Raw genomic sequence first — 13,095 nt, 5'->3', positions numbered from 1 at the left:
GCGCTTTTTTTATGCGGGAGCGGACGTTAAGAGGCGGCAAGGTCGGTGAGCGGCCAGCGGGCGCGGGCGGCAAGGTCCAGCGGATCGGAAAGTCCGAGGGCAAGGCGCTCGGCTCCGGCCCAGGCGATCATGGCGCCATTATCGGTGCATAGTTTCGGCGGCGGTACGATGAGCTGCGCGCCGCGCTCCTGGCAGAGCGCTTCAAGGCGTGTGCGCAAATAGCGGTTGGCGGCGACGCCGCCTGCCACCACAAGGCGGGGAGCGGGGCCGAGGCGGGCGCCGGCCATCTCCAGCGCCTTGCCGGTCTGGCGGGCCAGAATATCGCCGACTGCCTTCTGGAAAGAGGCGGCAAGGTCGGCTTTGTCCTGCGGGCCGACCTCTTCCAGATCGAGCAGCGCTTTGCGCACGGCGGTTTTAAGGCCGGAGAAGGAAAAATCACAGCCTTCCCGCCCGGTCAGCGGCCGGGGCAGGGCAAAGCGGTCCGCATTGCCGCTTGCCGCCGCTTTTTCCACGGCAGGCCCGCCCGGATAGCCGAGCCCCATCATCTTGGCGGTTTTATCGAAGGCCTCGCCCACCGCATCGTCGATCGTGGCGCCGAGGCGCTCATAGCGCCCGACCCCTTCCACGATGAGAAGCTGGCAATGCCCGCCGGAGACGAGGAGAAGGAGATAGGGAAAGGGCGCCTCGTCCGTCAGCCGGGCCGTCAGAGCATGGCCTTCCAGGTGATTGACACCGATCAGCGGCAGCCCGTGGGCAAAGGCAAGGCCCTTGGCGGTCATCAGCCCGACCAGGACGCCGCCGATTAGGCCGGGACCGGCGGTCGCGGCAATCCCGTCAAGATCGGTAAAATCAAGCTTTGCTTCGCTGAGGGCCGCAGTGATCAGGGCGTCGAGATGGGTGACATGGGCGCGGGCGGCCAGCTCCGGCACTACCCCGCCATAAGCTGCATGGTCCATTTGGCTGAGAATCTGATTGGCCAGAAGCTCGCCCGTGCCATCGGCGCGCCGGCGCACAATGGCGGCGGCGGTTTCATCGCAGCTTGTTTCCAGGCCCAGAACGATCATATCGCGGGAGAGGGTCATCGCGCCGCCATCCAGCCTCTTAAGAAAGGCGCATATCTAGGCGCCCTTATAAAGTGATGCCGATGCTCCCTGTTATTTGGGGGCCAAGGCTGTATAAGGGGCCGGTCCAGTTGGTTCACGCTCTAGCACTCACGGCTTCATCTATGCAACGTCCTATTCGTATCGGCACCCGCGGCTCCAAACTCGCCCTCATTCAGGCGGAAACGGTGGCAAACCGTCTGCGCGCCCATCACGGGCTCGGCGAAGAGGATGTGGTGCTGGAAATCATCCAGACCACGGCGGACAAGTTTCAGGACCGCCAATTGATGGAAATCGGCGGCAAGGGGCTCTTCACCAAGGAAATCGAGGAAGCGCTGGCCGAAAGCCGCATTGATCTGGCCGTCCATTCCATGAAGGACATGCCGACCGTGCTGCCTGAAGGGCTGATCATCGACTGCGTGCTGGAGCGCGAGGACCCGCGCGATGCCTTTATCAGTCTGAAATACGGCTCTATCGATGAGTTGCCGGAAGGGGCGCGGTTCGGCACCTCCTCGCTGCGCCGGGCCGCGCAGATGCTGATCAACCGGCCGGACCTCGAAATCGTGCCCTTCCGCGGCAATGTGCAAACGCGCATGCGCAAGCTTGCCGATGAAGTGGCAGACGGCACCTTGCTTGCCATGGCCGGGCTCACCCGGCTCGACATGCTGGAAACGGCGACGCAGCCGCTTTCTCCCGAAGAAATGCTGCCTGCGATTGCCCAAGGGATCATCGGCATCGAGCGGCGGGTGGACGATGAGGCGCTGGCCGATATGCTCGCCCCGCTCAATCACGAGGAAACCTCGATCTGCATGGCCGCCGAGCGGGCCTTTTTGAAGGAGCTCGACGGCTCCTGCCGCACGCCGATCGCCGGCTATGCGACGCTGGAAGACGGGATCATTCATTTCCGCGGCGAAATCGTGAAGCCGGACGGCTCGGAGAAGCTGGGCTGCGAATCCGATGGCGCGGCATCGGAAGCAGCGCTTCTGGGGGCTGCCGCTGCCCGGGCCTTGAAAGAGCAGGCCGGGCCCGATTTCATGGCCGCGATCACGCATTAGGCTTTCAGCCCCGCCAAGGGAGGGCGCAGGTGCGACTGCTGGTCACAAGACCTGAGGAAGACGGCGCGGCGCTTGAGGCCCGGCTGAAGGATTTCGGCCATGAGGCGCTGTGCGCGCCGCTTCTGACCATCCGCTATCATCCCGAAAAACCCCTGGAGCGGGCGGGGGCGCAGGCGCTTCTGGCGACCAGCGCGAACGGCATCCGCGCCTTTGCCCGCCGCGCCGATTTAAGCGCCTGGCAGGACGTGCCGCTTCTTGCCGTCGGGCCGACAACGGCGGCGCTTGCCGCCGAGGCCGGTTTTAAAACCGTTTTGGAAGGGGAGGGCGATGCCAAGGCGCTTGCCGCGCTTGCCCGCGCGCGCTGCGTGCCGGGTGCCGGGCGGCTCATCCATATTTCAGGGGCGGTGATTGCCGGGGACCTTAAAGCCTGGCTCGAGGCGGAGGGCTTCGAGGTCGAACGCGCCGTGCTTTACGAGGCGGCGGGCGCGGAAACTTTTCCGGCAGAGGCAGCAGAAGCGCTGCGCGCGGGCCGCATCGAGGGCGTGCTTTTTTATTCCCGGCGCACGGGCGAGATTTTCCGGCGTTTATGCGAGGAAGAAGGGCTGACGGATTTTTTGGCGTCTGCCTGCGCTTATTGTCTCGCGCCGGGTATCCGGGAAGTTCTGGAGGGGCTTCCCTTCCGCGATTTTGCCGTGGCGGGCGCGCCCAATGAGGACGCGCTGCTCGATCTTCTGGCTTAAACGCTTTGCGGGAGGTTTTGGCGCGGAAAAACGGCTATGGTGTCAATGTCCGGGGCGGCAGGCAGGAGCCGGTCTTAAAGGGAGTTGGGATGAGCGACGAGACGGATAAGGGCGGACCGCAGGATAAGGCGCAAAAGGGCGGTGCAGAGGGCGCATCGGGCGATCCGGAGATTTTGCGCCCCGGTCAGAAGGCGAAGGCCAGTAGCAAGCGCCGCGAGGACGATCCGCGCATCATCGAAGGGGAAGCCGAAGAAGTGCGCGAAGACGAGGCGGCCCGCAGCGAGGCCTCTTCTAAGGCGCCGCCTTCTATGTCTTCCAATGGCGCTTCCGGGACGCTCGGCCCGGTACTTGCCGCAGGTCTTGGCGGCGGGCTCATCGGCGCGGTGGCGCTCGGCGCTTTCCTGCATTTTTCCGGCGCGCTTCCCGGCACGGCTTTCGAAGGGGATGGCGACAGGCTTGCAAGCGTCGAATCCCGTCTTGCCGCGGCGATGGATTTCACCCGCTCGGAAACTTCGCGCCTTGGCACGCAGATGAGCCGCTTCGAAGAAGAGCTCGGCGCGCTTGAGCCGGAGCGGGTGACCGGCATCGAAGAAAATCTTTCCGTGCTCCAGCAGGAGGCGCGCAAGGTGGAAAGCCGCCTTGCCGCGATCGACAGCCGTTTTGAAGAAGTGGCCGCTACGCGCGATGCACGGCTTGCCGAACTCAAAGCCGGGATTGCCGATCTGCAGGGCCAGCTCGATGCGCTGCGCCTGCAATTGCCGCCTGCCGATCTTGCCGCGAAAGTCGGCGCGAATGACCGCCGTCTTGATGCGCTTGAAACCGGGATCGGCGCGCTCGGCCCGCAAGTGGCCGGTTTAAGCGAAGAGCTTTCCGTGCTCACCGAAAAGGTCAATGAGCCGTCTGGCGCGGAAAAAGCCGCGCTCGGCACGGCGCTTGCCGGGCTCGCGCGGGCCTTTGAAGGCGGGCAGCCTTTTGCAAGCGAGCTCGAGGCGATCAAGGCCGTGACGGGAGAGCGTCCCGAACTCGAGGCGCTTGAAGAAGCAGCTGAAAAAGGCGTGCCCTCGCTCGCTACGCTCAAACAGCGGTTTCCCGATCTTGTGGGCCGCGTCCTGCATGCGGAAAAGACGGAGGGCGCTGACGGGCTTTGGGAGAAGCTTGCCGCGAATGCAAGCGCGCTCGTCACCGTGCGCCGCCAGGGTGAGGTAGAAGGAGACAGCACGGAGGCGGTGCTTGCCCGGATGGAGCGCCGGCTCGGCGAGGATGATCTCAAAGGCGCGGTGGAAGCCGGCCAGGCATTAAGCGGGCCTGCGGGCGAGGCGGCCGCGCCCTGGCTTCAGGCCGCCGAGGCGCGCCTTCAGGGCGAGGCGCTCATCGGCGCGCTTCAGACGGCGGTCATGGCAAGTATTGCCGCAGAGAACGGATAAGAGAGCGGGTGAGAGAATGCGCCGTGTACTGACTATATTTCTCGTTCTCGTGCTGCTTTCCGCCGGTGCGATCTGGCTCGCGCAGGAGCCGGGCGATCTTGTCGTCCATTGGCGCGGTTATGAAATCCGCACCAGCTTCGTGGTGGGCGCGGGCATCATCGCGCTTCTGGCGGGCGGGCTTGTCTATCTCTGGCAGATGACGCGCCGGCTTTTCCGCTCCCCGCGCGATCTTTATGCCTTCATTGCCGTGCGCCGGGAGCGCAAAGGCTATCTGGCGCTTACCAAAGGCATGGTGGCCGTGGCCGCTGGCGATGCGCGCGAGGCGCGGCTGCGCGCAGCGCAGGCCGAACGGCTCCTTGGCCGACCGCCTTTGACCATGCTGCTTTCCGCGCAAGCCGCGCAGCTTGAAGGGGACAGTGAAGGCGCCAAGCGGCATTTCGCCGCCATGCTGGAGGATAAGGACACCTCCGTCATTGGTCACCGCGGGCTTTTCATTCAGGCGCAGCGGGCGGGCGATCCCGTTGCCGCGCTTTTCCATGCCCGCGCCGCGCAGGAAGAAGCCCCGCGCACCGGCTGGGCGGGGGACGCCGTATTCCAGCTTGAAACTTATGAAGGCGATTGGGATGGCGCGCTGAAGACGCTGGATAAAATGGTCTCGGGCGGTCTCGTGCCGCGGGACAAGGCCCGCCGCCGCCGCGCCGTGCTGCTCACCGCCAAAGCGCGTGAAATTGTGGCGGAAGCCCGCGAGGATATGTCGGAGAGCGGCAAGGCGCGCCGGACCGAGGCCTTGAACACGGTTTCTGAGGCGGTGGAAATGGAACCGGCTTTCACGCCCGCCGTTACGCTGGCTGCGCGGCTTCTGGGCGCGGAGGGCAAGACGCGCAAGGCCACACGGCTTATCGAGCGGGCCTGGGCGTTTCATCCGCATCCTGAATTACTTGACACATTCCTTACCGTCCACCGGGATGAAAGCGCCTTCGAGCGCCACCGCCATGTGCAGGCGCTGGCCGCGCAAAATCCAGAGCATAAGGAAAGCCGGATCGCGCTTGCCAAGGGCGCTATCGGTTCGCGGGACTGGGAAGCGGCGCGCGCCGCGCTCGGGCATTTTCTTGAAGGCTCCGCCGAGGGCGAGCCCAGCGTGCGGATTTGCGAATTGATGGCGGAGATCGAGGACGGGCAATTCGGCAATAGAGGCCGGGCGCGCGAATGGCTATCGCGCGCGCTCCATGCCCCGCGCGATGAAGCCTGGGTAAGCGATGGTTATGTCAGCCAGGACTGGCTGCCGGTCTGTCCGCGCACGGGCGCCTTCGATGCTTTTGAGTGGAAAGTGCCGCAAAGCATGATCGTGCCGGTTGCTTCCGCCCCTTCCGCCGCCGCGCCGCTGCCGGCAGAGCGTGAAAAGACGGTGCGTGAAGAGACGGGCAGTGAAGCGGAAACGGCACCTGCTGAAGCCGTGCCCAGTGAAAAAGAACCGGCGCGGCCTGCCGCTGTCATGCCGCAGCCCGGCGCACAGAAAAAAGACGAGGCCGACATTCTGCCGCCCGCGCCGGATGATCCGGGGCCGGGCGCGGATGAGGAGGATGAGGAGGCCGGGGTCAAATGGGTGCGCCCGCTCGGCGATTAGGGGGGAGAGATGATCAAGAAAATTCTGGGCGGGCTTGCCGTCCTTCTGGTGCTGGCTGTGGCCGTGCTCGGCATTCTGCTTTTCCGGCCCGCGCTCGATAAGCAGGATCTTGCAAAATATGCCGGGCCGCAGTCTCAGTTCTTGGAGTTGCCGGACGGCGCTGTCGCTCATTACCGCGATCAGGGCAATAAGAACGGCAAGATCCTGGTGCTCGTGCATGGCTCCAACGCCTCGCTCCATACCTGGGAGCCCTGGGTTGAAGAGCTGGGCGATACGTTCCGCCTCATCACCGTCGATATGCCGGGTCATGGGCTGACCGGGGCAATTCCGAGCGATGATTATTCACGCGCCTCCATGGCCCACTTTCTCGATGCGGTGATGCGCGAGCTGGGCCTGACCGGTTTTGCGCTGGGCGGCAATTCGATGGGGGGCGGCATTGCCGCGCATTACACCATCGCCTATCCGGAAAAGGTCTCCCATCTCATTCTGGTTTCTTCCGGCGGCTTTCCTGCGTCGCCGGACCGTGAGGTGCCGCTCGCCTTCCGCATGGCCTCGACGCCTATCGTCAAGGACCTCATGCCCTATATGGGCTCGCGGGCGATGGTGGAAGACGGGCTGAAAAACGTCATCGTGGACGACACGCTGGTTACGGAAGAGATGATCGACCGCTATTCCGATCTCAACCGCTACAAGGGCAACCGGGAAGCCATGGTGCAGCGCTTCTCTCTTTACGGCATGAAAGACGATGTGCTGCCCGCCCGGCTCGGTGAGATCGATGTGCCGACACTTATTCTCTGGGGCGAGAAGGATTTTCTGATCCCGGTCGAAAACGCGTATAAGTTCGATGAGGCGATTTCGAATAGCACGCTGGTGATCTATGAGAATGCCGGCCATATCGCCATGGAAGAAGTGCCGGAACAAAGCGCGGCGGATGTGCGCGCCTTTCTCGAAAAGCAGTAGGGCCGCTTTTTTTGAACGATCCTTTATGGCCGCGCCATGTGCGCGGCCTATTTCTTTGCCATGAAAAAGAAACGGGACCTGCCTTCCAAGATCTGCGCTGCCTGCGCGCGCCCTTTCAGCTGGCGGCGCAAATGGGCGCGGGATTGGGAGGCGGTGAAATATTGTTCCGAGCGCTGCAAGCGCGCGGGGCGGGTGCGGCGGCCAGCGCGCCCTTAAGCGAGCTTTTCCAAAAAGGTGCGGGCCGAGGCGCGGATGGCTTTCTTTTGATCCGCCTCCATGCGCGCCCAGTTCCGGTAGATGGGACCCATGCGCGGATTGCTCTTCAGCCGGGCCTCGTGGCGGGCGATAAAATCCCAATAAAGATAATTGAAAGGGCAGGCTTGCGCGCCCGTCTTCTCTTTCACTTTATAGGCGCAAGCTTTGCAATAATCCGACATGCGGTTGATATAGGCCCCGCTTGCCGCATAAGGCTTGGAGCCGAGCAGGCCGCCATCGGCATATTGGCTCATGCCGAGCGTGTTGGGCGCTTCCACCCATTCATACGCGTCGGCATAGACAGCAAGATACCACTCATGCAGCGCCTGCGGGCGCACCCCGGCCAGAAGCGCGAAAGTGCCGGTGAGCATCAGGCGCTGAATGTGATGAGCATAGGCTTCCTCGATCGTCTGACCGATTGCCGCTTTCAGGCAGGCCATCTGCGTCTCGCCGGTCCAGTAAAAACCCGGCAGGGGGCGCTCGGCACCCAGCGCATTGCTGTCTGTGTAGCCGGGCATGCGCTGCCAGTAGATGCCGCGCACATATTCGCGCCAGCCGATGATTTGACGGATGAGGCCTTCGGCGGCATTGAGCGGCACGCGCCCGGCTTTATATTCCGCCTCCGCCGCCTTTGCCGTTTCGAGCGGATCGAGGAGGCCTGCATTCATGTAGATGGAAAGAACGGAGTGGGCGAGAAAACGCTCTTCCCTTGCCATCGCATCCTGGTAATCGCCGAAAAGGGGAAGCGCCGTTTTCAGAAAATGATCACGGGCTTTTTCCGCTTCCTTGCGGGTGACGGCGAACCAGAAGTTCGATAGCGATCCCATATTGGCGGCGAAGCGTTTGTCGACGAGCCCCAGCACGTCCCGCGTGGTCTTGTCCGGCGCGGTGCGCTGCGGCCCGGCAAAGCGCTGGCCCTTGGGCAGGGATTTGCGGTTCTCCGCATCGAAATTCCATTTCCCGCCGCAAGGCGCGCCCCCTTCCATGAGAAGGCCGGTTTTACGGCGCATCTCGCGGTAGAAATATTCCATGCGCAGTTCTTTGCGGCCCGCCGCCCATTGGGCGAATTCCTCATGAGAGGCGATGAAGCGGGTGTCGGGGCAAATCTCGACGGGCAGCGAGAAGCGCTCCGCCCAGCTTTCCATTTCCTTTTTGAGCCGGTATTCGCCGGGCTCGGTGACGAGCAGGCGCTGCGGGCGGTGTTCTTGGACGGCGCGGGCAACCTCGCGGGCAAGGGAGCCCTCCTTTCCCGTTTCCTCCAGCTTGCGGTAGGTGAGCTGCCAGCCCGCCTTTTTCAACGCCGCGCCGTGATGGCGCATGGCCGAAAAAGCGAAAGCCAGTTTCTTTTTATGGTGCGGCACGTAGGCGGCCTCTTCCATGACCTCGGCCATGAGAAGGCGCGCCCGGCTCTTATCCGTGCGGCGCAGGCTGGAAAGGTTAGGGGAAAGCTGGTCCCCCAGAATGAGAACGAGGTCGCGCATGAAGAAAAGAGCTAGGGCGCGGGGCGGGCCGCGACAACCTGATCGATGAGGCCGAAGGCTTTTGCTTCTTCGGGCGCGAAATACTTATCGCGCTCCATGGCCTTGTGCATTTCCTCTTCCGTGCGCCCGCAATGATGGGCGTAGAGCTTTTCCACCTGGCGCCTGCCATCAGGACGAGCGAGCCGGCGGAAGCGGCTTGGCCGAGGCAAAGCGTTGCGATATCCGGGCGGACATATTGCATCGTGTCGTAAATGGCGAGGCCCGCCGTCAGAATGCCGCCCGGCGAGTTGATATAGATGTGGATGTCTTTTTTCGGATTGTCCGCTTCGAGGAAAAGCAGCTGCGCGCAAATGAGGCTCGCGCTCGCACCGCTCACCTCCCCTGTCATGAAGATGATGCGCTCACCGAGGAGGCGCGAATAAATGTCATAGGCGCGTTCGCCGCGCGCCGTCTGTTCGATGACGGTTGGAATGAGAAGGTTCATGGGGCCGCTCCTGCCTGTTGTCCCTGACGGTTGTTCGGGAGCAAGGCTAGGCAGGGCGCGCGGGCCAGTCTTGAAGGATTCTCAGCTTGCCGGTTTTTCGGGTCTCTCGCGGGCCTTCACTTTACGGGCAAAAGCTGCCGGGGTTTCCCCTGTACGGGCGCGGAAGGTACGGGTGAGATGGGCCTGATCGGCAAAGCCCGTAGCGGCGGCGACCGCTGCCGGGCTTTCGCCTTGGGCGAGCAGGGCTTTGGCTTTCTCGATGCGCCGGGCAATCAGCCAGTCATGCGGGGCAAGCCCCGTTTCCTCGCGGAAGACGGCGGCGAAATAAGCGGTGGAAAGACCGGCCTCGCGGGCAAGCTCGGGCACGGAAAGGGGCTGCGCATAGCCCCTTACCATCCGCCGCAGCGCGCCGGAGATGGCGGCCCGGGCCCGGGGCCCTGCCATTTGGAGCGGTATGCGGGGGTGCGGCAAAGAGCGGCGGAGGGTCCGCGCGCGCCGCCCAATAGGCCCTACAGTGGCTCTCGGGATAGAGCGGGCGGGCAGGATAAGGCGGGCTTTTAGGGCAGGCATGGCACTCTCCGGGCTCTTGGTGCAGGCAGGCCCGGAAAAGGTGAGGTTTGCCCCGCTTATCTGCAAGAGGATTTATGAAGAGTGTTGCCAAACCGGGGCAAGACCGGTAGAAAAGCGCGAAGTTGCGGGGCCCGTCCGGGCCCTTCGCGGGCCGCTTTAGCTCAGTTGGTAGAGCACATCATTCGTAATGATGGGGTCGGGTGTTCGAGTCACCCAAGCGGCACCACTTCCCCCTTATTTCAATCTTTTCGGCCGCTTGAAGGCCTTGCGGGCTTTTTCCACCTTGGCGTGGACGGCGCACTCTTCCACATGGTCGTTCATGAGGCCCATGGCCTGCATGAAAGCGAAGACCGTGGTCGGGCCGACGAATTTCCAGCCGCGTTTTTTCAGTTCTTTTGAAATGGCGATGGACTGGGGCGAGGTGGTGAGCGTTTGCGGCTTGCCGAGGGAGCCGGGCTCCGGCTCATAGGACCAGAAGAAGGCGGCGAGCGAGCCTTCCTTTTCCACCATCTCAAGGGCGCGTTTGGCATTGTTGATCGCTGCTTCGATCTTGCCGCGATGGCGGATGATGCCTTCGTCTTTCAGGAGCCGGTCCACATCGCGCCCGGTAAAGCAGGCGACTTTTTCAAAATCGAAATCCTTGAAAGCGGCGCGGAAATTTTCCCGCTTTGCCAGGATCGTCCGCCAGCTCAGGCCCGATTGAAAGCCTTCCAGGCAAATCTTTTCGTAAAGCCGCCGGTCATCGCCCACCGGAAAGCCCCATTCGCGGTCGTGATAGTCCAGATAGTCGGGCGCCGCCGCGCACCAGCGGCAGCGCGGCTTTCCGTCCGGCCCGGTAATGGTCGTGCTCATGCTGTCTCCTTACCGCCCCGTTTCAGCCTGCCAGAAAGGCAAGCCGCTCGTCCCAGCGTCCGGGGGTGATTTCCAGAATATCGGCGGTGACGATTTTCTCGGCGACGAACGGGTCCTCGGCCACGCGCTTTTCGACCTCCTCGCGCGAGGCGCCATGGGCGAGCAGCGCGCCGCCAAGACCGGGCTGCAGATTGCCGACCATTAAAAAGACGCCGTCATCGAAGCCTTTCTTGATCCAGTCTTTGTGCGCTTCCATGAATTCTCCGGCCCGCTCGCGGGCGCCGGCGAATTTCAGTGCGATAACGAACATGGGGTTTCCTTTCGGGGGGTGGGGGAGTGATAAATTGGAAGGGGGCGGCTTTACGCGCCGGCATTCCCTTTGCCTGTGACGTCATCCAGCCAGGTGTAAAGCGCTCGCACTTCCCGGCGGATGAAGGTTTCGTCGTGAAACGTATTGGCGAGCGTCGCGATGCCTTGGGAAAGGGCGAGCAGGTGCATGGCCAGCCGGTCGGCGCCGCGCTTTTGTCCGGCAAGGGCAAACTGCCGGGCGAGCCAGGTGCGGAAGAGTGTGAAAAGCTTTCCCGCTTCCCCTTGCAAGGGGTGATCGAGTTTCGTCAGCTCCGTGCTTAAGCTGCCGAGCGGGCAGCCATAGCGCAGGATCTTGTCGCGGTTCATGATCAGAATGTCGATGAAGCGGCGGATGCGGGCCACGGGGTCGTCGTTCTCACGCTCCCATTCGGCAAGCCAGATTTCCCGTTCGGTGAGACGGTGGGCGATCACCGCATCCAGAATCTCGTCCTTCGTCTTGAAGTGATAATAGAAATTGCCGCGCGAGAGGTTCACCGCGCCGGCAATATCGGCGAAAGACGTGTGCTCATAGCCCTGTTCGTAAAAAAGCCGGTCCGCCGCCTCGATGATGCGGGCGCGGGTGCCGGGTTTTTGCGGCGCTTGGCCGGGCGTTTTTGCTTGGTGTTTTCGGCTGGTGCGGGTCATGGCGGCAGAGGCGCAGGTTGGCGGTTTCTCGGACAATTGTCCTAGACGTAATTAGGACGCGTGTCTTATTCTGTCAAGGTGCCTTGCGCCGGGCCCTGCCGGTTCTTAGGTATGCTCTTTCGGTGTGTCTGGCGGGCAGCGCGGCCCGGAAGATGGTTTCGGGCGCGCCGTGACAGGGCCGTAACAAGATTGTGAAGCCGCTTCAGTTCTGCGCCGCGCCATGCCGGTGATGAGATGTCCGGCGCACGCAGCCCTTGCGCGCCGCGGGCTAAGAGAGAATTCTAGGCGCAACCGACATCATAAACGTGAAGAGGGAAGAAGATCGTGAGCGAATATACACCGCCGAAAGTCTGGACCTGGGACAAGGAAAGCGGGGGGCGCTTTGCCAGCATCAATCGGCCGATCGCCGGGCCCACCCATGAAAAAGAATTGCAGGTTGGCAAACATCCGATCCAGCTTTACTCGCTCGGCACGCCGAACGGCGTCAAAGTGACGGTGATGCTGGAAGAGCTGCTGGAGCTCGGCCATAAAGGCGCGGAATATGATGCCTGGCTCATTAATATCAGCGAGGGCAATCAGTTCTCCAGCGGCTATGTCGCCGTCAATCCCAATTCCAAAATTCCGGTGATGGTCGATCATTCGACGAAGGAGCCGACGCGGGTTTTCGAAAGCGGTTCGATCCTGCTTTATCTTGCCGAGAAGTTCGACGCCTTCCTGCCGAAGGAACATCACAAACGCACGGAAGCTTTGAACTGGCTGTTCTGGCAGATGGGCAGCGCGCCATATCTGGGCGGCGGCTTCGGCCACTTCTATGCGTATGCGCCGGTGAAGCTCGAATATCCGATCGACCGCTTCGCCATGGAAGTCAAACGCCAGCTCGATGTGCTCGACCGCAATCTGGCCGAGCGCGAATATATGGCGGGGGATGAATATTCCATCGCCGACATGGCGATCTGGCCCTGGTACGGGGCGCTGGCCAAAGGCCTTCTTTATGAAGCGGGCGAGTTTCTCTCCGTCCATGAATATAAGAACGTCATCCGCTGGACCGATCAGCTTTCCGAACGTCCGGCCGTCAAGCGCGGGCGGATGGTGAACCGGGTCTGGGGCGAGCCGGCAAGCCAGCTGCCCGAGCGGCACGATGCCAGCGACTTCGACACGAAGACGGGTGACAAGCTGAAGACCGGTACGTGACCTACGACCAGTTCAACGCCTTTTGCGCCGCCCTGCCCGCCGCGACTTACGTGGTGCAGTGGGGCGGCGCTCATGTCTGGAAGGTGGGCGGCAAGGTCTTTGCCATTGGCGGCTGGGCCGATGGAAGCCCGGCCTTCACCTTCAAGACATCCAAACTTTCCTATGAAGTGCTCAAAGACCAGCCGGGCCTTCGCCCCGCGCCCTATCTTGCCTCGCGCGGCATGAGCTGGATCCAGAACTATGCCAAGCCCGGCCTTAAAGACAAAGAGCTGAAAGCCTATCTCACCGAGTCCCACCGCCTCGTCGCCCTCGGCCTCACCAAGAAGAAGCGCAAGGAGCTGGGGCTGGAAGTGGCGTGAAGGCGGG

14 protein-coding genes, 1 tRNA gene and 1 pseudogene are annotated in these 13,095 nt (G+C 62.7%); 9 read left to right on the top strand and 7 right to left on the bottom strand.

All coding sequences use genetic code 11. The features are described from left to right. Positions 1 to 26: 26 nt before the first annotated feature. Complete coding sequence (gene tsaD, locus M2A_RS00405; RefSeq protein WP_045442226.1) at positions 27 to 1,064, bottom strand: tRNA (adenosine(37)-N6)-threonylcarbamoyltransferase complex transferase subunit TsaD; 1,038 nt, start codon at positions 1,062 to 1,064, stop codon at positions 27 to 29. 161 nt (positions 1,065 to 1,225) lie between these two features. On the opposite strand from tsaD, the gene hemC reads away from it, so the two are divergent. The 6 genes from hemC to M2A_RS00370 all read left to right on the top strand — a co-directional run bounded on the left by hemC (position 1,226) and on the right by M2A_RS00370 (position 7,119). Next, entirely contained in the window at positions 1,226 to 2,155 is a 930-nt protein-coding gene (gene hemC / locus M2A_RS00400; RefSeq protein ID WP_045441635.1) for a hydroxymethylbilane synthase, read from the top strand. A 29-nt stretch (positions 2,156 to 2,184) separates the two neighbouring features. Next, positions 2,185 to 2,895: a uroporphyrinogen-III synthase gene (locus tag M2A_RS00395; RefSeq protein ID WP_045441632.1), complete on the top strand. Its 711-nt coding sequence runs from the start codon at positions 2,185 to 2,187 to the stop codon at positions 2,893 to 2,895. 89 nt (positions 2,896 to 2,984) lie between these two features. Then, on the top strand, positions 2,985 to 4,319 hold the full coding sequence (locus M2A_RS00385; protein WP_052379075.1) for a mitofilin family membrane protein: 1,335 nt from the start codon (positions 2,985 to 2,987) through the stop codon (positions 4,317 to 4,319). Between the two features lie 16 nt (positions 4,320 to 4,335). Then, positions 4,336 to 5,943, top strand: coding sequence for a heme biosynthesis protein HemY (locus M2A_RS00380; RefSeq protein WP_045441623.1), 1,608 nt, complete (start codon positions 4,336 to 4,338; stop codon positions 5,941 to 5,943). A gap of 9 nt (positions 5,944 to 5,952) precedes the next feature. Beyond that, a complete protein-coding gene (locus M2A_RS00375) occupies positions 5,953 to 6,903 on the top strand; it encodes an alpha/beta fold hydrolase (protein ID WP_045441620.1) in 951 nt (316 codons plus the stop codon). A gap of 36 nt (positions 6,904 to 6,939) precedes the next feature. Next, positions 6,940 to 7,119 carry a DUF2256 domain-containing protein gene (locus M2A_RS00370; RefSeq protein WP_045441617.1) on the top strand — a complete coding sequence of 60 codons (180 nt, stop codon included), beginning with the start codon at positions 6,940 to 6,942 and terminating at the stop codon, positions 7,117 to 7,119. Here M2A_RS00370 and M2A_RS00365 read toward each other — a convergent pair. The 3 genes and pseudogenes from M2A_RS00365 to M2A_RS00355 form a co-directional block, all read right to left on the bottom strand. After that, positions 7,116 to 8,639, bottom strand: coding sequence for a cryptochrome/photolyase family protein (locus M2A_RS00365; protein ID WP_045441615.1), 1,524 nt, complete (start codon positions 8,637 to 8,639; stop codon positions 7,116 to 7,118). The genes M2A_RS00370 and M2A_RS00365 overlap by 4 nt on opposite strands. 11 nt (positions 8,640 to 8,650) lie before the next feature. Then, positions 8,651 to 9,123: pseudogene (locus M2A_RS00360) on the bottom strand (ATP-dependent Clp protease proteolytic subunit). A gap of 81 nt (positions 9,124 to 9,204) precedes the next feature. Beyond that, positions 9,205 to 9,567 carry a helix-turn-helix domain-containing protein gene (locus M2A_RS00355; protein WP_052379074.1) on the bottom strand — a complete coding sequence of 121 codons (363 nt, stop codon included), beginning with the start codon at positions 9,565 to 9,567 and terminating at the stop codon, positions 9,205 to 9,207. Positions 9,568 to 9,843: 276 nt separating this feature from the next. On the opposite strand from M2A_RS00355, the gene M2A_RS00350 reads away from it, so the two are divergent. Then, positions 9,844 to 9,919 (top strand) — tRNA-Thr (locus tag M2A_RS00350). An 8-nt stretch (positions 9,920 to 9,927) separates the two neighbouring features. On the opposite strand, the gene M2A_RS00345 is transcribed toward M2A_RS00350, so the two are convergent. Genes M2A_RS00345 through M2A_RS00335 form a run of 3 tightly spaced genes read right to left on the bottom strand, consistent with a single transcriptional unit; the run spans position 9,928 to position 11,538 of the window. Beyond that, a complete protein-coding gene (locus M2A_RS00345) occupies positions 9,928 to 10,545 on the bottom strand; it encodes a DNA-3-methyladenine glycosylase I (protein WP_045441613.1) in 618 nt (205 codons plus the stop codon). 22 nt (positions 10,546 to 10,567) lie between these two features. Beyond that, the gene (locus tag M2A_RS00340) at positions 10,568 to 10,855 is read right to left on the bottom strand and encodes a YciI family protein (protein ID WP_045441611.1); all 288 of its coding nucleotides are present in this window, start codon (positions 10,853 to 10,855) and stop codon (positions 10,568 to 10,570) included. 50 nt (positions 10,856 to 10,905) lie between these two features. Beyond that, the gene (locus tag M2A_RS00335) at positions 10,906 to 11,538 is read right to left on the bottom strand and encodes a TetR/AcrR family transcriptional regulator (RefSeq protein WP_081875262.1); all 633 of its coding nucleotides are present in this window, start codon (positions 11,536 to 11,538) and stop codon (positions 10,906 to 10,908) included. 324 nt (positions 11,539 to 11,862) lie between these two features. Between M2A_RS00335 and yghU the strand changes: the two genes are divergently transcribed. After that, the gene (gene yghU, locus M2A_RS00330) at positions 11,863 to 12,729 is read left to right on the top strand and encodes a glutathione-dependent disulfide-bond oxidoreductase (protein ID WP_045441610.1); all 867 of its coding nucleotides are present in this window, start codon (positions 11,863 to 11,865) and stop codon (positions 12,727 to 12,729) included. Beyond that, positions 12,726 to 13,088, top strand: coding sequence for an MmcQ/YjbR family DNA-binding protein (locus M2A_RS00325; protein ID WP_045441608.1), 363 nt, complete (start codon positions 12,726 to 12,728; stop codon positions 13,086 to 13,088). The genes yghU and M2A_RS00325 overlap by 4 nt, the downstream gene beginning before the upstream one ends. Positions 13,089 to 13,095 lie beyond the last annotated feature (7 nt).

This window comes from Tepidicaulis marinus (assembly GCF_000739695.1).
In the GTDB taxonomy this organism is placed as follows: domain Bacteria; phylum Pseudomonadota; class Alphaproteobacteria; order Parvibaculales; family Parvibaculaceae; genus Tepidicaulis; species Tepidicaulis marinus.
The sequence above is the reverse complement of the archived record's forward strand: the minus strand, read 5'-3'. Positions and strand labels throughout refer to the sequence as shown.

What these genes read in the sequence shown, in the direction of transcription:
- M2A_RS00370 (WP_045441617.1), top strand. Translation starts at nt 6,940, where the DNA reads ATGTGCGCGGCCTATTTCTTTGCCATGAAAAAGAAACGGGACCTGCCT.
- hemC (WP_045441635.1), top strand. Translation starts at nt 1,226, where the DNA reads ATGCAACGTCCTATTCGTATCGGCACCCGCGGCTCCAAACTCGCCCTC.
- M2A_RS00340 (WP_045441611.1), bottom strand. Translation starts at nt 10,855, where the DNA reads ATGTTCGTTATCGCACTGAAATTCGCCGGCGCCCGCGAGCGGGCCGGA.
- M2A_RS00345 (WP_045441613.1), bottom strand. Translation starts at nt 10,545, where the DNA reads ATGAGCACGACCATTACCGGGCCGGACGGAAAGCCGCGCTGCCGCTGG.
- M2A_RS00355 (WP_052379074.1), bottom strand. Translation starts at nt 9,567, where the DNA reads ATGGCAGGGCCCCGGGCCCGGGCCGCCATCTCCGGCGCGCTGCGGCGG.
- M2A_RS00380 (WP_045441623.1), top strand. Translation starts at nt 4,336, where the DNA reads ATGCGCCGTGTACTGACTATATTTCTCGTTCTCGTGCTGCTTTCCGCC.
- M2A_RS00385 (WP_052379075.1), top strand. Translation starts at nt 2,985, where the DNA reads ATGAGCGACGAGACGGATAAGGGCGGACCGCAGGATAAGGCGCAAAAG.
- tsaD (WP_045442226.1), bottom strand. Translation starts at nt 1,064, where the DNA reads ATGATCGTTCTGGGCCTGGAAACAAGCTGCGATGAAACCGCCGCCGCC.
- M2A_RS00365 (WP_045441615.1), bottom strand. Translation starts at nt 8,639, where the DNA reads ATGCGCGACCTCGTTCTCATTCTGGGGGACCAGCTTTCCCCTAACCTT.
- M2A_RS00375 (WP_045441620.1), top strand. Translation starts at nt 5,953, where the DNA reads ATGATCAAGAAAATTCTGGGCGGGCTTGCCGTCCTTCTGGTGCTGGCT.
- M2A_RS00335 (WP_081875262.1), bottom strand. Translation starts at nt 11,538, where the DNA reads ATGACCCGCACCAGCCGAAAACACCAAGCAAAAACGCCCGGCCAAGCG.